The 18,442-nt window shown below is 35.4% G+C and carries 19 protein-coding genes and 1 riboswitch; of the genes, 1 reads left to right on the forward strand and 18 read right to left on the reverse strand.

Features of this window, described 5'->3' with window-relative positions; genetic code table 11:
• Window positions 1-37: 37 nt before the first annotated feature.
• The gene (locus tag D1B17_RS06840) at window positions 38-1,240 is read right to left on the reverse strand and encodes a CCA tRNA nucleotidyltransferase (protein WP_120142400.1); all 1,203 of its coding nucleotides are present in this window, start codon (window positions 1,238-1,240) and stop codon (window positions 38-40) included.
• Window positions 1,241-1,586: 346 nt separating this feature from the next.
• On the opposite strand from D1B17_RS06840, the gene D1B17_RS12615 reads away from it, so the two are divergent.
• Window positions 1,587-1,730: a hypothetical protein gene (locus tag D1B17_RS12615; RefSeq protein WP_166806640.1), complete on the forward strand. Its 144-nt coding sequence runs from the start codon at window positions 1,587-1,589 to the stop codon at window positions 1,728-1,730.
• Between the two features lie 282 nt (window positions 1,731-2,012).
• Here D1B17_RS12615 and D1B17_RS06845 read toward each other — a convergent pair whose 3' ends face one another.
• From D1B17_RS06845 to D1B17_RS06920, 17 genes are all read right to left on the reverse strand, one after another.
• A complete protein-coding gene (locus D1B17_RS06845; RefSeq protein WP_120142399.1) occupies window positions 2,013-2,849 on the reverse strand; it encodes a metallophosphoesterase family protein in 837 nt (278 codons plus the stop codon).
• On the reverse strand, window positions 2,846-3,931 hold the full coding sequence (locus tag D1B17_RS06850; protein WP_120142398.1) for an ABC transporter ATP-binding protein: 1,086 nt from the start codon (window positions 3,929-3,931) through the stop codon (window positions 2,846-2,848). The genes D1B17_RS06845 and D1B17_RS06850 overlap by 4 nt, the downstream gene beginning before the upstream one ends.
• A 9-nt stretch (window positions 3,932-3,940) precedes the next feature.
• Window positions 3,941-4,759, reverse strand: coding sequence for a carbohydrate ABC transporter permease (locus D1B17_RS06855; protein ID WP_120142397.1), 819 nt, complete (start codon window positions 4,757-4,759; stop codon window positions 3,941-3,943).
• A complete protein-coding gene (locus D1B17_RS06860; RefSeq protein WP_338026062.1) occupies window positions 4,752-5,534 on the reverse strand; it encodes a carbohydrate ABC transporter permease in 783 nt (260 codons plus the stop codon). Before D1B17_RS06860 ends, D1B17_RS06855 begins: the two co-directional genes overlap by 8 nt.
• 85 nt (window positions 5,535-5,619) lie before the next feature.
• Entirely contained in the window at window positions 5,620-6,702 is a 1,083-nt protein-coding gene (locus tag D1B17_RS06865; RefSeq protein ID WP_240704471.1) for an ABC transporter substrate-binding protein, read from the reverse strand.
• 29 nt (window positions 6,703-6,731) lie between these two features.
• The gene (locus D1B17_RS12760) at window positions 6,732-6,896 is read right to left on the reverse strand and encodes a hypothetical protein (RefSeq protein WP_240704380.1); all 165 of its coding nucleotides are present in this window, start codon (window positions 6,894-6,896) and stop codon (window positions 6,732-6,734) included.
• A 312-nt stretch (window positions 6,897-7,208) separates the two neighbouring features.
• Window positions 7,209-8,630 carry a Na+/H+ antiporter NhaC gene (gene nhaC, locus D1B17_RS06870; protein ID WP_120142395.1) on the reverse strand — a complete coding sequence of 474 codons (1,422 nt, stop codon included), beginning with the start codon at window positions 8,628-8,630 and terminating at the stop codon, window positions 7,209-7,211.
• Window positions 8,631-9,882: 1,252 nt separating this feature from the next.
• On the reverse strand, window positions 9,883-11,133 hold the full coding sequence (locus D1B17_RS06875) for a tetratricopeptide repeat protein (RefSeq protein ID WP_120142394.1): 1,251 nt from the start codon (window positions 11,131-11,133) through the stop codon (window positions 9,883-9,885).
• A 69-nt stretch (window positions 11,134-11,202) separates the two neighbouring features.
• Window positions 11,203-11,478: an HU family DNA-binding protein gene (locus D1B17_RS06880; protein WP_010019909.1), complete on the reverse strand. Its 276-nt coding sequence runs from the start codon at window positions 11,476-11,478 to the stop codon at window positions 11,203-11,205.
• Between the two features lie 186 nt (window positions 11,479-11,664).
• On the reverse strand, window positions 11,665-12,978 hold the full coding sequence (gene der / locus D1B17_RS06885; protein WP_120142393.1) for a ribosome biogenesis GTPase Der: 1,314 nt from the start codon (window positions 12,976-12,978) through the stop codon (window positions 11,665-11,667).
• Between the two features lie 15 nt (window positions 12,979-12,993).
• Window positions 12,994-13,653: a (d)CMP kinase gene (gene cmk, locus D1B17_RS06890; protein ID WP_120142392.1), complete on the reverse strand. Its 660-nt coding sequence runs from the start codon at window positions 13,651-13,653 to the stop codon at window positions 12,994-12,996.
• A 65-nt stretch (window positions 13,654-13,718) separates the two neighbouring features.
• Window positions 13,719-14,888, reverse strand: a complete 1,170-nt coding sequence (locus tag D1B17_RS06895) for a LysM peptidoglycan-binding domain-containing protein (RefSeq protein WP_120142391.1) — start codon at window positions 14,886-14,888, stop codon at window positions 13,719-13,721.
• 82 nt (window positions 14,889-14,970) lie between these two features.
• Window positions 14,971-15,522 (reverse strand): ECF transporter S component, encoded by a 552-nt coding sequence (locus tag D1B17_RS06900; protein ID WP_120142390.1) that lies wholly within the window; start codon window positions 15,520-15,522, stop codon window positions 14,971-14,973.
• 70 nt (window positions 15,523-15,592) lie between these two features.
• Window positions 15,593-15,713: riboswitch (FMN riboswitch) on the reverse strand.
• 353 nt (window positions 15,714-16,066) lie between these two features.
• Window positions 16,067-16,789, reverse strand: a complete 723-nt coding sequence (locus D1B17_RS06905; protein WP_120142389.1) for a pseudouridine synthase — start codon at window positions 16,787-16,789, stop codon at window positions 16,067-16,069.
• Window positions 16,776-17,303 carry an SMC-Scp complex subunit ScpB gene (gene scpB, locus D1B17_RS06910; protein WP_120144241.1) on the reverse strand — a complete coding sequence of 176 codons (528 nt, stop codon included), beginning with the start codon at window positions 17,301-17,303 and terminating at the stop codon, window positions 16,776-16,778. Before scpB ends, D1B17_RS06905 begins: the two co-directional genes overlap by 14 nt.
• Before the next feature lie 20 nt (window positions 17,304-17,323).
• A complete protein-coding gene (locus tag D1B17_RS06915) occupies window positions 17,324-18,049 on the reverse strand; it encodes a segregation and condensation protein A (RefSeq protein ID WP_120142388.1) in 726 nt (241 codons plus the stop codon).
• Window positions 18,049-18,441 carry a RibT protein gene (locus D1B17_RS06920; protein WP_120142387.1) on the reverse strand — a complete coding sequence of 131 codons (393 nt, stop codon included), beginning with the start codon at window positions 18,439-18,441 and terminating at the stop codon, window positions 18,049-18,051. The genes D1B17_RS06915 and D1B17_RS06920 overlap by 1 nt, the downstream gene beginning before the upstream one ends.
• Window position 18,442: the final 1 nt, after the last annotated feature.

Genomic DNA, 18,442 nt, shown 5'->3' on the forward strand with positions numbered 1-18,442 from the left:
ATCCTAAAATACTTACTGTTTTCATGATACCACAGCATTATTGATTACTTAACAAATAATGCCTTAAATCATCAAAATTATTGGAAACGTTTCCTTCCACGACAGCACGCTCGATTTGAGACATCGATTTACCGATAATTGGACCTGGTTTAACACCCAAAATATTACAAATATCTTTTCCTGTAAGCGCTAAATCATGACTACTTTTGATAGAAATTTCAGCTACATCTTTTTCTAACTTTGAATAATCAAAATCGATTAAAAACATCTGACAAAGTTGAATTGTTCGAGGTAAATTATCAATTCCCATTTTATAAATATTCCAAAGATCATAATCTTGATTTTCGAATAAATGTAACATATTCAACGTATTCAAACTGGCCTCACGCGTCTTATTAGATACTTTCCAATCGCGCAATAATTTATTAAATTCCTGGTGATTCAAATTCAAAACATAGCCGATGGCACTCCAAGCAGCATCTTCATCCATAAATTTTTGTTCTTTTGGATCAAGTAATTCTTCTAATTCCATCTTCTTACCTTTGAATTCAGGACAATATTCACTTAACCCTAAGGTCAAGAATTCAGAAAATCCATTTTGCCAAGAATCGCTGAGCATCAGTTTAACAAACTCTTCACGGATTCGTTCAACAGCAATTTTTTCGAGCAAAGGCGCATTGTCAGCAATCGCTTGGGCCGTAGCCTGTTCAATCTTGAAATTCAATTGGGCTTGAAAACGAACAGCACGCATCATTCTCAAAGCATCTTCATGGAAACGTTCTTCCGCCTTGCCGACAGCCCGAATAATGTGTTGATCTAAATCTTTCAAGCCATCAAATTTATCAATGACCTTTCCATTTTGATCAACTGCCAAAGCATTAATTGTAAAATCGCGTCGCTTCAAATCATCCGATAAAGATCTAACAAAAGTTACTTTATCAGGACGACGGTAATCTTGATATCCAGATTCCGTCCGGAAAGTTGTGATTTCATAGGAGTCATCCCCCATTAAGACAGTAACTGTCCCATGTTGAATACCTGTATCAACGGTCCGTTTAAAAATTTCTTTAATTTCTTCTGGATATGCACTAGTTGCAATATCAACATCATGAATTGGTAAACCTAAAATGTGATCGCGCACACTTCCCCCAACAAAATAAGCCTCATATCCGGCCTGTTCAATCTCTTTTAAAACTGGCAGTGCTTCAATAAAATCCGCAGGAAGCTGTTTGATTTGCATATTTTTACCTCACAATATAAAAAGTTCTGTAACCCGTGGTGCTAGTTCATTCTTTTTTTGTTGAACAAATAGTGAATAATTTTAAATTCGTAGTCAAAAAATCAGCTAGCACTACACGTTTCTGTATTTATTATATACCAACTGACCAATTTCTTGAAAAATGCTCTAAGTGCTCACAATTATCCGATAAGACAATTTGCTCAAAACGTTTAAAACTAACATTTTTTTCATTATAGACTATATACGATTGATTAAAGATAGATATAATAGAGTTAATAAGGATGTGAAAGAATATCAGATAAGAAAGCGCTTAAAACTAAACCAGGGTTTCTGATGTTCGTTAGATATGGTAAATATTATACTTTTGATTTCTTTAATTGGTATTTGGATCGGTGCTATCTGTGGTCTTGACTGGTTAACATTTTCAGCACTCCTTCTCAATTCGATTGTTTTCTTAATTAGCATGGTTGCTGGTAAAGATAAAAAATGATTTTCAGTTCATATTAAGCAGTCTATTTTGGGAAAACTGGTTAATACTGTTCCTTTATAGTGAGCAAATTATCGAGCATAAACATTTATATACAAAAAAGCGTCTATGGGAAGTTCCAAATCATTTTTCAGAGACGCTTTATTAATTAAGTTTAAGACATCGTAATAACACTACACACAATCTAATATCAAAAAACTAGCTATTCTTATCCGGATATAATATGTCCAGAAAAAATAGCTAGTTTTTTTAACTTTAATTTATTGCCACAGTCTTATCTCGTAATCAATCAAAAATATCTTCATTAATAAAGTCAGTTTCTTCAACATCAACGTGGTTAATGATATCTTGGCCTTCGTAGAGGCATCTGGTTTCAGTGCCAATTTCTCCATCACTGATCGTAATAATGTCATAATACGTAGCATCATAGATCAAATGTCGATGAGCATCGTCACAGACAATATGATAGGCACTAGAATCAGTTGAATGTAGTAAAATTCCATTCTTAACAAAAGATGTTTCAAAATGAATATGACCTGAAAAAACAGCTCTAACTGAAGTATCTTTGATGACCCGCATCAATTGCTCGCTTTCTTGCAAAATACTATAACGCATATGATGCATAGCTGGGCCGTCAATCGGATGGTGCAAGAAAATTAGTGAATCTTTGGGACTATTAGTTAAGTTATCTTGTAGCCAGTCTAATTGCTCCTGACCAATATAACCTTGTTCATAGTTGTAAAATTTGCTATCTAAAAAGTATAAATTGGCTTGTTCCGTCTCAATTGAATAATAATACTTACTCTGTGGAACTTGTTTTAAATACCCTTTAAAGAAGGCCCTCGTTCGATCATGATTACCCAGCACTACTTGAATCGGAATATTTAACATGTCACGATAATGCTCAATAATCTTGGCTAACCGACTGTAATCATCCGTTGTTCCTTCATGAATAAGGTCACCCGTAATCACAATTAGATTAGGCTTCACTGGCATTTTAGCAACATCCAAGAAAATATTATCTAACTTTACATAAGGGTCAATTTTTTGATTATTAGCTAAAGGTGCACCATCTGGCGTCAAATGTGTATCGGTAATTTGAATTATTTTGTAATTACTCATAGTTGCCCCCAATATAAATTATTTTCAGTCTCCAGATCAAACAAAATACTCGACTTTTGACTTAAAGTAACAAAAATATTTTCCCCAATTGTGTAATCAAGTTCATTTACGATTGCTTTCAAGTGACCACCGTTAGGCATAACTAGTAGCAGTTGAACAAAACGACCATAGTCAACAATATTTTCGACTACAACTGGTAGACTAAATTCATTTACTGGTGTCTTCGTACAATGCAAATGCTCTGGTCTCACTCCGAGACAATATTTCTTTGCTGATAACGACGTTGACACTTCCATAACTGGCACTTGATCAAGTTTGATCTGATTATTTTGTAGTGTGACTTCAATCAAGTTTATTTGTGGGGTACCAATGAATTTGGCAACAAACAAGTTAGTTGGTTCATTATAAATATTTTCCGGTATATCGACCATCTGAATAATCCCTTGATCCATAACCGCAATTCGATCTCCTAAAGCCATCGCTTCAAGCTGATCATGTGTGACATACACGATTGTTTGTTGATTAAGCAGATGCAATTTTTGTAGCTCATCACGAGCTTTCTCACGTAATTGGACATCAATATTGGACAATGGTTCGTCCAGCAAGAAGATTTTACTCTTTTTAACCATCCCTCGACCGACGGCAACACGTTGCTTTTGACCACCTGATAACTGTGAAGGTAAACGATCTTGATATTTTTCTAAATTTAGCGTCTGTAAAACACTTTCGATGCGTTTCTTTCGATCTTCAACAGGAACCTTATGGACTTTTAAGGCATATTCCAAATTTTGATAGACAGTCATATTCGGATAAAGCGCATAATCTTGAAAAACCATCGCAATCGTATGCCCATCGTCTTTAATTTTTCGAAGATTTTCACCATCAATTAAGACATCCCCTGCGGTTGGTTCTTCCAATCCCGCAATCATTCGCAGAGTCGTCGACTTACCACAACCAGATGGGCCTAACAAGACTAGGAACTCACCTGCTTTAACAGATAAATCTAAACCATCAATGATAGTGTTTTTCTTATATTGTTTAGAAATTTGTTTTAATTCAATTGTTGCATTGCTTTCGCTCATATGTTTCTCCTACTTTAAACCGCTATTACTAATACTATTCAGAATATATTTTTGGAAAATCAGATAAATGACCAATGGCAAAATCACCATAATAGTCGACAAGGCCATTGCAAGTGGAAAGTTGGTCCCACCTTCACTGGAAATGTAATTTTGTAATGCTAAAGGCAAAGTGAAACTTGCTTTATCCTTCAAAATCAAGGTTGGCCAGACATACTCATTCCAAGAATTAATAAAGAAGATTGCGCCAACACTGACGATACTTGGTTTCAAAATTGGTATAACAATATTGAAAAAGATCTTGCGATTGGGAATACTATCAATTTTGGCAGCATCAATTAAACTATTGGGAATCTTTTCCATTGTCTTTAGAAAAATCATAATCCCGGTAGCATCACATAATTGTGGCAAAGCAACTCCAATAATATTGTTGAGCAAGTTCAATTTCGCAATAACTAAATAATTGGGAATCATCACTATTGTAAAAGGGACAAAGATCGTTGAAACAAAAATCAAATAAATCAGCATTTTCCCCTTAAACTGATAACTTCTAAAAGCATAGGCCGTTAGCAAACCCGTAAATAATTTTCCAACTGTTACCATTGTTGCCATCAAAAAAGTATTCCAAGTTAAGCCAAGTAAATTAACTTGTTGGTTTAACATTTGGTAGTTTTCAAACGTTGGATGTACTGGTATCAAATTCAGCATCGTCCCGTATGAGTCACGAAGTGTCTTAAATGAATTAGATATCATGAAAAGGATTGGCAAAATGGCTCCCAAAGCAACAACAATTAACAATAAATGCCAAAGATTAAGCTTTCGTTTAAACATAATCTCGCCCCCTTCTTTCAACAAATCTAATTTCAATGAACAGTAACACTAAGAAAATAACAAAAGTTACGATTGCTAAGGCGGAAGATGTTCCGGTTTTATACAAGACAAAGGCATTCAAGTATGTTTGATAAATCATATTTGAGGAACCATAATATGGCCCACCAGTAGTAATGACGTTAATTGGCGTAAAGACATACTGCAATCCTTGAACGATGGTTAGAATTAATACATAAATAGCAATTCCACGGTTCATTGGTAAAATAACGTTCCAAATCAATCGCCATTTAGGAATTCCGTCAACTTTAGCAGCATCAATAATATTCTTTGGAATGGAACCCAGACCTGTCAGTAACAAAATAAAATTGTAGCCAAAGACTTTCCAATTCGTAATGAAACAAATGACAGTGATAGCTAAAATACCCGAGTTGGACCAATTTGGCATTGATATCCCAATATTTTTCAAAAGATAAGCAATTGGTCCTGAAACGGGATTTAAAATCCACGTAAATACCATTGCACCTACGACTAATGAAAAGAGACTGGGGATGAAAAAGAGCACTTTATACGCTCCCTGCATTCTTTTAATAAAGAACTTCACAACTAATGAAATAAAGTATGGCACCACAAAGTTCAACACAATCAAGAAGAAGATGTAGATCAAAGTATTAACAATCACCTTTTGATTCACTGGATCCGTGAATACTTCAAGATAATTTCTTAGGCCCACAAATTCCTTTGTTGGTGCAATCAAGTTCCAATCAAAAAAACTCAAGTAAAACGTATATAAAATGGGTATGACCAGAAAGACTACCAACAGAATGGCTGTTGGTAGTAGGTAAAGAAATGGTAAAAAACGATTATTTTTGTTGTGCATTGATTTTATCCTGAGCTGTATCCAATGTAGATTTGACATCACTACCGGATAAAATTTTATCTCTTGCATCAATCATAGCTTGTTCAGCTTGCAAGCCCTTCTTAGGGAAAGATGTCCATGGAACAGCGTTATCCAAAGTCTTGACTGCTGGTTCAAGCATTGGATTTTCTTTAACGTAATCTTTGAAACTTGATGATTCTAGAGCGACTTTAGTTGGAGGTAAATAACCTGTACCTTTACTCCAAGTTACGGCAGCTTCAGCTTTATACATCCACTTTTCAAATTCCCAAGCGGCCTTTTGTTGTTCTGAATCTTGTGCGGTGATTGCTAACATTGATCCACCAACTGGGACAACTGTCTTGTGACCCTTGAAATGAGGTGCTTCAATAGCTGCTGCATTAAAGCTAGCACTCTTCTTAATATGTGATGCTTGGGCAATAGTTGTAAATGCCATAGCTACATCACCTTTAACAAATGAATCCATTCCTTGTGCCCAAGGTGTGTGTAATGCCAATTTATCGGTAACCATCTCTTGATAATATTTATAGGCTGCAACTCCATTGGCACTAGCAAAGGCGGCTTTTCCATCCTTTTGAATGTCAGCACCATTACTTAACATAATTGCTTGTTGAGCCCAAGTATCAGCTGGCTCTTGGATATATAGTCCGTATTTACCAGATTGATCATGAATCTTCTTAGAAGCTTCTTTAATACCTTCCCAAGTTGCTAGGGAATCTTCTTTGATATCATATTTACTTAGAATATCTTTATTAATAAATAACACTGGTGTACTTAATGAGTAAGGCAAACCAACTAACTTACCCTTACTGTCTTTAGCAAATGACAAAGTTCTCTTTGTAAAGTTAGCATCGATAAACTTATTATTACCATCAAATTTCTTGGCAGCATCTGTTGGTGTCATATACTTAAAGTTACTTGCAAAGTAGTTATCATATGCCCAACCAACTTGTGTAATATCAGGAACTTTCCCTGAAGCTTGAGCTGATTGTAAATTTTGCATCAATCCTTTATACATATCAGGATTATATTTAGCAGTTACCTTAATATTCTTGTGTGTTTCGTTAAACTTTTTAACTAGCTCGTCAACTGTGGCTCCCCTTGAGTCTGGGCATTAACATGCCAGTACGTGATGTGTTTAACTGACGTTGCTGATGTTTTCTTACCACAAGCTGTAAATACTACAGCCATAGCTAGAACCCCTAATGTCAGTAAAATACGTTTTAGCATACTTTTTTTCACGATTATTCCTCCTATTCATAGGGATAATCATAAAGAGTGGCTGTATAAAAATGGTGTATTTAACGTTTAATTTTTGAAAATTTTTCGTATAATTTCTTTACAAATAATTCCAAATTTAAGAACAAGGCAAAGCACAGTCAGTTTTCAAGCATTATTTTGGTACCTTCTCAGCTTTTTTATAGAACCTTAGGAGCTCTTTAAACACTACTTTTTTCCGCCTAACCCAAACGAGACTAGCAATCCAAAATCGGATTACTAGTCTCGTTTGTCATACTCTATACTTTTTAAATTGCCTTCCAAATACTTAATGCTTTAATTCAATTGTTCTGAAACTTCTCGAACCATCGTTGTTTTAGGAGATTTAGCTTTTCCGTAATTTTTCCCAAAAACAAAGGCAAAAATCACTGTCAATAAAGGATTCATCCAAACATAAAATGCACATGAGATGAAGACCACTGGACTGACACCCAAAACGCCGGAGATGAAAATTCCAGTCACACCCCAAGGTACTAACGCATTAATATCTGCCCCGCCACTGGCAAGGACTCGTGACAAATACTCTGGTTGAAGTTTTTGTTTCTCAAAATTCTTCTTAAAGGTTGCTCCAGGAAGAATGATAGAAATGTACTGTTCACCGACTAAGAAGTTGACACCAATGGCACTGATCATAGAAGTTAAAATTAACTTTCCAGGTGTATTAACTTGACTATTCAACTTGCCAATCAAATTATCCACCACGCCTAGTTTCAACAAAACTCCTCCTAGGGTTAAAGCAACTAAAATCAAAGAGATACTACCTAACATACTAGTAATACCGCCGCCACTAACAATCGCATTGATTTTCTTATCAGCAGAGTGTAATTGAAATCCATTCATGATTTGATCACTAACTGCCTTAACTGTGGGATGATCTATAAAAATATGCATAATAATAGCTGTAATTGAACCTGCTAGTAACGTTGGAATTGCAGGCACTTGGACAATTGCACAAAAAATTAAAACGGCAATTGGAATTAACATTAGTGGTGAGATAAAGAAATTAGCATTCAAAGCACTAATGATGTGATGAACTGAACTCATATCTGGATTGGCCGTCGAATGTCCGACAACTAAGAAAATAATTGCTGTTACGATTGCTGATGGTACTGCTGTATGAGCTATCGTTCTGATATGATCAAAAACATTATCGACGCCCGCAATTCCAGTTGATAAATTAGTTGTTCCTGAAAGTGGTGACATATTGTTGCCAAATAATGCACCAGACACAATCGAACCCGCCGTCAAAGCAACGTTGATGCCCATAACATGACCAATACCCATAAAGACGATACCCAAGGTACTAATCGTTGTAAAAGAACTACCTACGATTACACCAACTAAACAACAACTAATAAAAACGGTAAACAGAAAGAAACGAACGTTCAATAATTCCAAACCATAGACCATAATCGTCGGGATAACACCTGACATCGACCAGGCAGAAACTAATACACCAATCATAATAAAAATAATCATTGGGATGATACCTGGTTTAATTCCCTCAGCGATACCATCTTGCAACTCTTTCCAAGAGAAACCTCTAAAGCGGCCATAAAATAATAATAATGTAAAAGTTAATAAAATCGGGATTTGTGGAGTCATCTTCCAAGCAATCATCATCGTACCTAGCATGCCAAACATGACTAACATAATAATTAAACTTTCCCAAAAAGTTAAACGATTTTTCTTTTTCATATTTCTCACCCTAATTATTCTTTAATGGGGAGTTAAATGTCCCCGATTTTTGTTTATTTTGTTCATTATTTGCTCCAATAGGGTCTATAAAGATAGCTTTGTTTAGCGTCATTGATTTCATTCACATTAAGGATTTGACTAAAAGTAGCTTGCATTCGAAGTTTGTCGATAAATTTCATTTTAATTCCTCCTTTAATTCGTGCCCAAGAGTATAAAAAAAGCGCCCCTGCAACAATATGCAGGGACGCTAATTTGCGCGGTACCACCCAAAATTCAAATGGATAGACTAGTCCATTTGCTCTTTACTCCCGAAACGTGGGACACGTGATCTTGATTTTGTATTTCATAAAAATACCCTGCATGGCTCGCACCAACCGCCAATTCTCTGAACACCCAGATATTTTATTACTTGCGTTAAAATCAAAATCAATTTATGTAAGTAATCTTAGCAGAAGTTTTTTAGAATGCAAGAGTTTTATTAGAATTAATTAATTTTAATTTAATTTTTCTAATATAAATCCAATTAAAAACATTGTACTATTCATGGGTGCTGGTTTAATATGCCGCCTCCAGTAGCAAGAAAATTAGGTCGCTGTGGGGACCGACGAAAGCCAAGGTCTTTCGTCTCGATTTTGAACCTCGCAAAGTACGCGAGTTTCAAAAGTCGTCCCGTGGTGTAAGCACTAAAGTGCTAACGCCACCTTCACAGCGACCTAATTTTCTTACTCCTTCCGGCTAGTTCATTGTTCGTTTTTGAATCAATATTTAATAACTTTAAATATTATTCTGCCATCGATGAATAGAATAGTTGGATATAGAATATGTTTTAAATCTGTTAACTACTCTCGAGCATCAAAATAAAAATAAGGCCAGTAATCCGATTTATTTTTTTCAACCTTGGTTATTGAAAAGAATATAAAAAGAGCTAGATATTTTTTTCTTGGTATATATCCAGAAAAAAAAGCATCTAGCTCTTTTGAAAATATTCAATTTTAAATAATGCAGTATCTTTTCTATATGAATCAGAGTTAGTTACATCATATAAAAAATAACAAAAATATTAGTCTCTGGGTGCAAGAAATGTTGGCTGCAGTGCAGGTGGCGTTAGGACTTTACTATTACACCACGGGACGAGTTTTGAAATTCGCGCTTTTTGCGAAGTTCAAAATCGAGCCTGGAGACCTTGGCTCCATGCGGTCCCCACAGCGTCAACGTTGCTTGCACCCAGAGACGGCAACTGACAACCTAATACTTAGTCATTCATTTGATCTAACAAATTTTGCATTGCTTCATTGTTTGGATCTTGTTTGAGATAAAGTGCTAATGCTGGTCTCAACACATCGTTATTACCTGTACTACGCAAGATTTCAATTAAATCTGATAAATAATCAAGATTATCTTTAAAATCATCGAGAACTAACAAAATATTTTCTTGAGCATCGTTAACATCATCTGTTTCAAATTGTGACTTAGCCAAGTTCCATGTCAATTTAGGATTATTATTAACGTCACGTCCAGATAGTAGGTCCAAATTAGCTTTGAATTGACCTTTTGTAATGTAATAATCACTCAATTTAACAATTAATGGTAATGGATTTTCAACTTTCTTGATACCAGTCTCCAAAATCTTAACTGCCTCTGCTGAATCCTCTGCAGTTCCGGCATCAAAAGCGATTTGATACAAACGATCATCTAATTCATTCAAATTCAAACCAAGTTGAGCATACTTAAAGGCATCTTCATTCTTTTTAATATTCAAATAATCCTCTGCCAAAATTGGATAAGCGGTTGGATAATCACGATTAGTTTCCAAGAGTTTTTCTAAAATGGCAATAGATTTATTATAATTCTTCACTTGATTATATAAGAACCCTAATTGGAATTGTGCGTCTTCATTTAATTCCAGAGCATTCAATTTCTCATATTCACTAATGGCAGCTTCGTATTGACCATCCCCTGCTAAAGAACTAGCTTTACGAAAGACGATTGAAATTCCTGAATAGTTCTTAATACCCATATCAAGCAACATATCATAATACGTTAAGGCCTTGCTAAATTTATTCTCATCGAAATAAACTTCTGCCAAGGCAAATTTAAAGACTTCCTCATCGGGGTATTCACGGATACCGGTAAGAAGTTTTTGTTCGCTAACTTCATAGAGACCTTGTGATTGATAAATATCTGCAGAAACCAAGAGATTTTCGGCATAAGCAGGCGAATCTGGTGCGATTTGAGAAATATAATCCAACGCTTGGTCACTATCACCGTCAGAAACAGCAATTTCAGCCAATCTAGAGAGGATTTGACCCTCAGTAGGGTAAATGGTTAGAAGATGGTCATAAATCGTCTTAGCTTGCACTGAGAGGCCACGACTCATCAATGTCTCTGCCAATGAAAATTGGGTTTGGTCGTCATCTTCCAAAAGTGAATCTTGAATCAAACTATCAACTTGAGAAAAATCTCCATCATCAATTGTTTGAATAACTTCATCTGCTTTACTCAAAATAATACCTCCAATATTTTTGCGTAAAAAAAGACGGTCATCAGACCGCCCCTTTGATAGTTAAATTAATTATTTAACTGAATCCTTCAAAGCTTTACCAGGTTTGAATGCTGGAACTTTGCTTGCAGGAATTTTAATTTCTTCGCCAGTTTGTGGGTTACGACCCTTACGAGCAGCACGTTGACGAACTTCGAAGTTACCAAAGCCGATTAATTGAACTTTGTTACCTTCTGATAAGTTTTCTTGAATTGTTTCGAAAACAGCATCAACAGCAGAAGTTGCATCCTTCTTTGTCAAGCCTGTTTTACTTGCTACACTATCAATAAGTTCAGCTTTATTTGCCATATGTGAATACCTCCGGAAAATTGTAAAAATTTTAGAACACATGAACTTTTATTAATGCGTTCATTATTCTATTTACAAAAATACCATAGCAACGCCGTTGTGACAAGCATTTACCGTTTTTTTTACGATAATTCTTCTAAAATATAATTATATTTATAAAAACGGATAAAATACCGTCGTTCTAGCCTATTTTCGTTTTCTAGGAAGAATCTTAATTGGTGTTCCCTCAAAGTCAAAAGTTTCTCGCAATTGGTTCTTCAAGAATCTTTCATATGAGAAATGCAACAATTCAGTTTCATTCACAAAGACAACAAATGTTGGTGGTTGAACTGCAACTTGCGTCATATAGTAAATTCGTAATCTCTTACCATTAACTAATGGAGTTGGAGCAATTGAAGTAGCTCTCAACAAAAGATCATTCAAGACTGATGATTGAATACGACGTTCACGATTATCATAAACTCGTTCAACCAATTCAGGGATTTGATCAAGACGTTGATTCTTAGTTGCTGAAGTAAAGAGAATCGGAGCATATGCCAAATATTGAAATTCGGTTCTTATTTGATTTTCAAAGTCCTTCATCGTATTAGTATCTTTTTTCAAAGTATCCCATTTGTTAACGACAATGATGACACCCTTACCGGCATTGTGAGCATATCCGGCAACACGTTTATCTTGTTCACGAATACCTTCTTCAGCATTCAAAACAACACAGACGACATCAGATTTATCAATCGCACTCAAAGCACGTAAAACTGAGTACTTCTCAGTATTTTCGTAGACCTTACCACGTTTTCTGATACCTGCAGTATCAATCATAGTAAAGTCTTTATCAAGCTTTTCATCATGATACTTAGTATCGATTGCATCACGCGTTGTTCCTTGCATGTCGGAAACAATAACACGTTCATCACCTAAAATGGCGTTAACTAATGATGATTTACCAACATTTGGACGACCAATGAAACTAAACTTAATCGTATCATCCTCTTCAGCCTTATCATCATTTGGAAATGCCTTAACGATTGCATCCAATAAATCACCTAGGCCAGTACCTTGGGAGCCAGAGATTGGGTTTGGATCACCAAAACCTAATGCATAAAAATCATAGATATTTTGACGTTGTTCAGGATTATCGGCTTTGTTAACAGCTAAAATAACTGGCTTGTTTGTCCGATAAAGAATCTTAGCAACATCTTCATCCTCTTTAGTTACACCATTTTGACCATTAGTGATAAAGACGATAACATCAGCTTCATCAATCGCAATCTCAGCTTGTGTTTTAATTTGAACGGACATTTTTTCACCGCTCATTTCAATACCACCAGTATCAATTAAACGAAATTCTTTCCCTAACCAACTGGCACGGGAATAAATTCGATCACGTGTAACACCGGGTGTATCTTCAACAATCGAAAGTCTTTCATTAATAATTCGATTGAAAATTGTAGATTTCCCAACATTGGGGCGCCCTACTAACGCAACTACTGGAACAGACATATTTTGCCTCCCTGCTTACTTATGTTCATTAACTATTTCAGTTACTCGCTCAACTACTTGTTCAATGGTCATATCAGAAGTATCAACTTCAATGGCATCGTTTGCTTTCTTTAAAGGTGAAATTTCACGATGTGAATCCTTATAATCTCTGGCTGCAATCTCATCTTGCAACTCCTTCAAAGGTGTATTGATACCACGTTCAATATTTTCTTTAAAACGTCTTTGCGCCCGAACTTCAACACTCGCAATTAAAAAGATTTTGACTTCAGCATTTGGTAAGACAGTTGTCCCGATATCGCGACCATCCATAACAATATCTACATCATTGGCCATATCTCTTTGCATTTCAACTAATTCAGTTCTTACTTCCTTGATTGCAGAAACTTGTGAGACATTATTAGTGATCTCTTCAGTTCTAATTGCATCAGAAACATCTTCATCATCCAAAAGAACATGTTGGCCATCTTCCTTATTAAGAAAATGAATTTTATGTTCTGACATTAATTTTAAAATATTGAGAGTATCACCATAACCTACATTATGCTTTTTTGCAAGTAATGTTACTGTACGATACATTGCGCCGGTATCACAATATACAAAATCTAATTTCTTTGCAATCAACTTAGCAATTGTACTCTTTCCTGCTGAAGCTGGACCATCTATAGCAATTTGCATTAATTTCTCTCCTTAATAAAAGGGCCCAGACAAAATTGTCAGAGACCCTACACTTAAACTTAAATTTATTTAACTCTTAGTGTTGTACCTGGTGTTAATGTACCAACATTTCCATTCATACTCTTTAATTGAGCAGTTGTTAGATTGTTGTTGTATGCAATTCTAAACCAGTTGTCACCAGCTTTGACAGTGTAATATGAGGCACTATTACTGTTATCAGTTGATGTCGATGTAGAATTATTGGTTGAATTGTTTGCTGAATTATTATCAGAAGCTTGTTGATTACTTTGTGATTGTTGTGAATCAGCATTGCTTGTTGTTTGATTACTGTTTGTACTGTCAGAAGCTGTATTGTCTGAGGCGTTACTGTTGTTGTCAGCATTAGAAGCGTTATTACTATTAGAACTACTCTTCTTATTTTCTGATTCTGCGGCTTTCTTAGCGGCAGCAGCCTTCTTTTCAGCAGCGGCTTTTTTATCGGCAGCTTCTTTAGCAGCTTTCTTCTTAGCAGCAGCCTTTTTGGCTGCGGCCTTTTTCTCTCTAGTAGCTTTATCCTTATTCTCAACTGATTTTGTTGATTGGGTGCTATCTAGATCACCACTACCACTACCCTTAACAGCGTTGATCACTACGGGTGTAAACATAATCACGATCAAAGCAATAACTAAGGTAACAACTAAGGTATGATTACCACGTTGCTTCTCCTTTGAAACTGCACGTGAAACATGTCCGTCATCATCTGTATCAGAATCAAAACTCTTTTCCCAAGGCTTGACATCTTCTTGGTCGGTCTTGGGTTCGGCCTTAGATTCAGCTGCTTCTGGTTCAGAATCAGCATGAGACTTAGCCTCATCAGTTTTCTCTGAATGTGATGGCATAACTGGTGGTACTGGAACAAACTTAGCATCATTGGAATTATCAAGATCTGAATCTTGTTTTGCTTCACTTAAATGATCATTGCTTTCTTCAGATTGAAGATGATCTTCAGCTTCAGGTGCTGATTGATTATTTTCGGCAACGTTATTAGCGTCACTTGGTTCAGCACTTGCTTGTGGAGATTCATCATTAGAAGTTTGAGCATCAGAAACGGTATCATTTGTTGGTGTGTCACCATCACCTGTATTAATTAGATGATATTTTTTCAAATCCTCAAGACTGACAGATCCCTCTAGTCCTTGAGTGGATTTAGGAACACGTGAATCGCCAGACATATTGTTTTTATCATTATCGGCCATTAAAAACCAACCTCCTAATTTCTATCTCTTAAAGCATATCATAAAAGTTTAAAATTTTTCTTTAAAGATTTATAAAATTTCCCTATTTGATAGCAAAATGACCTTTAATTCGAGGATAAACGATAATTACGGCTGCTGATAAGATTAATGCCTTAACAATATTGAATGGAACTACGCCTGTAGCAACATATTGTGCTAGATTCATATTTAACTTCATCCCGACAACATTCATGTACAATGGCATAACTACTAAATAGTTCAAAACCGACATAATAATGGTCATGGAAGCTGTCCCGGCAATAATTGCCATCGCTCTTTGATCTTTTTTCCAGAAATAATTGAATGGTATTAATAACGATACTGAACCGACAAATGCTGCACCATTACCAATTAAACCAGCTACACCACTACCAGTCACAATAACATGGACCATCGACTTAATTAAAGCTATCAAAATTCCTCCCACAGGTCCATATGCAAAGGTCCCAATGATAGTAACGACATCACTCAGGTCAACTTTCAAAAAAGGCATCCAAATCAAAATTGGAAACTCGAAGAACATTAAAATTGTTCCCAATGCTGCAAAAATTGAAACCCCCACGATTGCTTGAAACTTGTATGTACTCTTTCCCATTAGAATCAACCTTCCTCAATCGATTTCCAAAGAAAAAAGGCCTATTTTGGGCACACCAAAACAGACCTTACTCTGTTTTCTTTCATCTAGACTTTAACTATCGGTATGGGAATCAAACCCATTCGGCCAACCTAAGTTGGGTCGCGGACTATACCGCCGGTCGGGAATCTCACCCTGCCCTGAAAACCAATTTATTAAATTTTATACTCTCAATATAGCAGATATTGGGTAAATTACAACTAATCAATATTCATAACGTCTATAACTAAATTGTATACGTTTGCAAAAATCTTGTAAATTATCAATTATCTCCAATATTTTGACTAACATTTTTAAAGACATTGCTAACGGCACAAACACATAACGACCAACCAATTAAGCCATTTTTCATAAAAATATGCGCAACTTAATTGTTTATAAACGCAAAATATTCAGAAAATGTGCAGAAAGTGTGCAGTTATGAAAAAAAGGTGAAATAAAACATAGCTTTACAAGCATGTTTTATTTCATCTTTTATAGTCACAGGATAGTTGTTTCCTAGTCCCTACTTGTTCTTTTTCAATTCTGCCACTTCTTGGCGTGTCAAATCACGATATTTACCAGAAACTAAACCATCTAATGTCAAGAATGAATAACTTTCACGGGCCAGTTTTTCAACCTTATGTCCGACTGCATCAAACATATTCTTAACTTGATGGTTATGGCCTTCATGAATTGTAATCTTAACAATTGACGAGTTTTTCTTCTTGTCTTTTGACATGACCTTTACTTTAGCCTTAGAAGTTGTATATCCCTTTAATTTAATACCATTTTCTAGCTTCTTGATTTCTTCGGTTGCCAAAATACCTTCAATTTTAGCAACATAAGTCTTATCAACGTGATAGCGTGGATGCATCAAATGGTTAGCAAACTCACCATCATTGGTTAATAACAACAAACCAGAAGTATCATAATCTAGTCGACCGATTGGATAAACACGTTCTTGAACATCTTCTTCCAATAAATCGGTAACAACTTTCCGATCTTTATCATCTTTTACCGCTGAAATAACACCACGTGGTTTGTACATTAAAATATAACGTTTCTTTTCTTCTTGTAAAGGCATCCCATCAACTTCAATTTTGTCATGATTGTCGACTTTAACGCCCATTTCAGTAACCACTTTATTGTTAACTTTAACGTGGCCAGTTGCAATCATCTCTTCTGACTTACGACGTGAAGCAACTCCTGCGTCAGCCATGAATTTTTGTAATCTAACTTTCTCCATTAATATCTCCCATATTTGAATTATCTTCAAATTTTTCTATTTTTGGTAATTCTTCGATACTTTTAATTCCAAAATAGTCAAAAAACTCATCTGTTACAACATATAAGTTAGGATGTCCTGGGACATTCTTCTTACCATTTTCCTTGATCAGCTTTCTCATCAACAAAGTATTCAAACTACCAGAACTTTGAACACCACGAATCTCGTCAATTTCTATTCTTGTGATCGGTTGACGATAAGCAATTATTGACAACACTTCTAAGGCCGCTTGGCTCAACTTAGAACCAAGACCGGCTTTAAAATACTTTGTTAGCAATTCTGCAAATTCATTTTTCGTAACTAGTTTATAAACATCATTGAAATCAACCAACTGAATTCCAGAATCAACGTCGGTCATTAATTTAATTTTTAGTTCTTCAATATTTTGACGCAAGGCAGCACTATCGATCTCCAAAAGTCCTGCTAGGTCTTTTTCTTTGATTCCCTGATCACCGGCAACAAATAATAGTGCCATTATCTTTGCTTGATACACGTTTAATTCCTCAATTCAATAAATAATTCACTTTTAAAATCGGCTTGTTGAACTATCACCAATTGCTTGCTAGCTAATTCCAAAATTGCCATAAAGTCTGTTACGATTTCTTCAATATTATCATGTAACTTCAATAAAGCCTTAAATGTCGTACGTTTAACAGTCTTTAATTCGCTCATGATATTATTCGTCGCATCTTCAATTGACAACGTTTCATTCTCAATCGTTTCAGTCTCTGGTTGACGATTCTTTTTTTCCCGCAACAATTCAGCATACGTTGATGCTAAGTCGTCCAACACAACCGAACCAGGCTCTAAAAATTGTTCTAATTGTGTCGTCGGTAAACTTACTTCTTTATCGAGCTGCTGCTTTCTGACTTGTTCCTTTTCCTCAAAATAAGCCGCTACACGTTTATATGTTTGATACGTTAACAATTGCGAAACTAATTCATCACGAGGATCATCAGCTTCAAATTCGTCATCAATTTCATCTGGAGCTTGTGGTAACAGCATTTTACTTTTAATTGACATCAAAGTAGACGCCATCACCAAATAGTCTCCGGCAATATCCAGTTGTAAAACTTTCATACCGTTCAAATAATCAATGTATTGCTGAGTAATTTGTGCAATTGGAATATCGTAAATATCTACTTTTGATTCTTTGATCAAATGCAACAACAAGTCGATAGGGCCTTCAAAATCTGTTAAGACTAAATTTAATTTTTGCATCAATCTGTTTCTTCCATGTCTTTATCTTTTTCGAGTTTCTCTTTATTTTTACGCCATTGAATCAACTCTGCATTTAAACCGAAGTTGGCCAAAATAACCCGCTTAGGAGACTTTTGTTGAATATCATCAAAAATCTTAAAAATATTGCTTTGAGAACGATAAGACGGATTCAATGAAATATATTCAACAAAGACCGTTCGCTCTGAAAAAGACAATGCCACGATTCCAGAGAAATCATCTAGGTTACTTTTCCATAAATAAAGTTGCCGATTTTCGTCTTCTGAATAAAGTTCCAGTTCTTGTTCCAAATTATCTAAATCTTTGAGGTCCGTGATGTATGATAAAAACCCCATTGCAATTTTTTTATTCTCATCACTATATTTATTAAGCATT

This window comes from Companilactobacillus zhachilii (genome assembly GCF_003606365.2).
GTDB lineage: Bacteria > Bacillota > Bacilli > Lactobacillales > Lactobacillaceae > Companilactobacillus > Companilactobacillus zhachilii.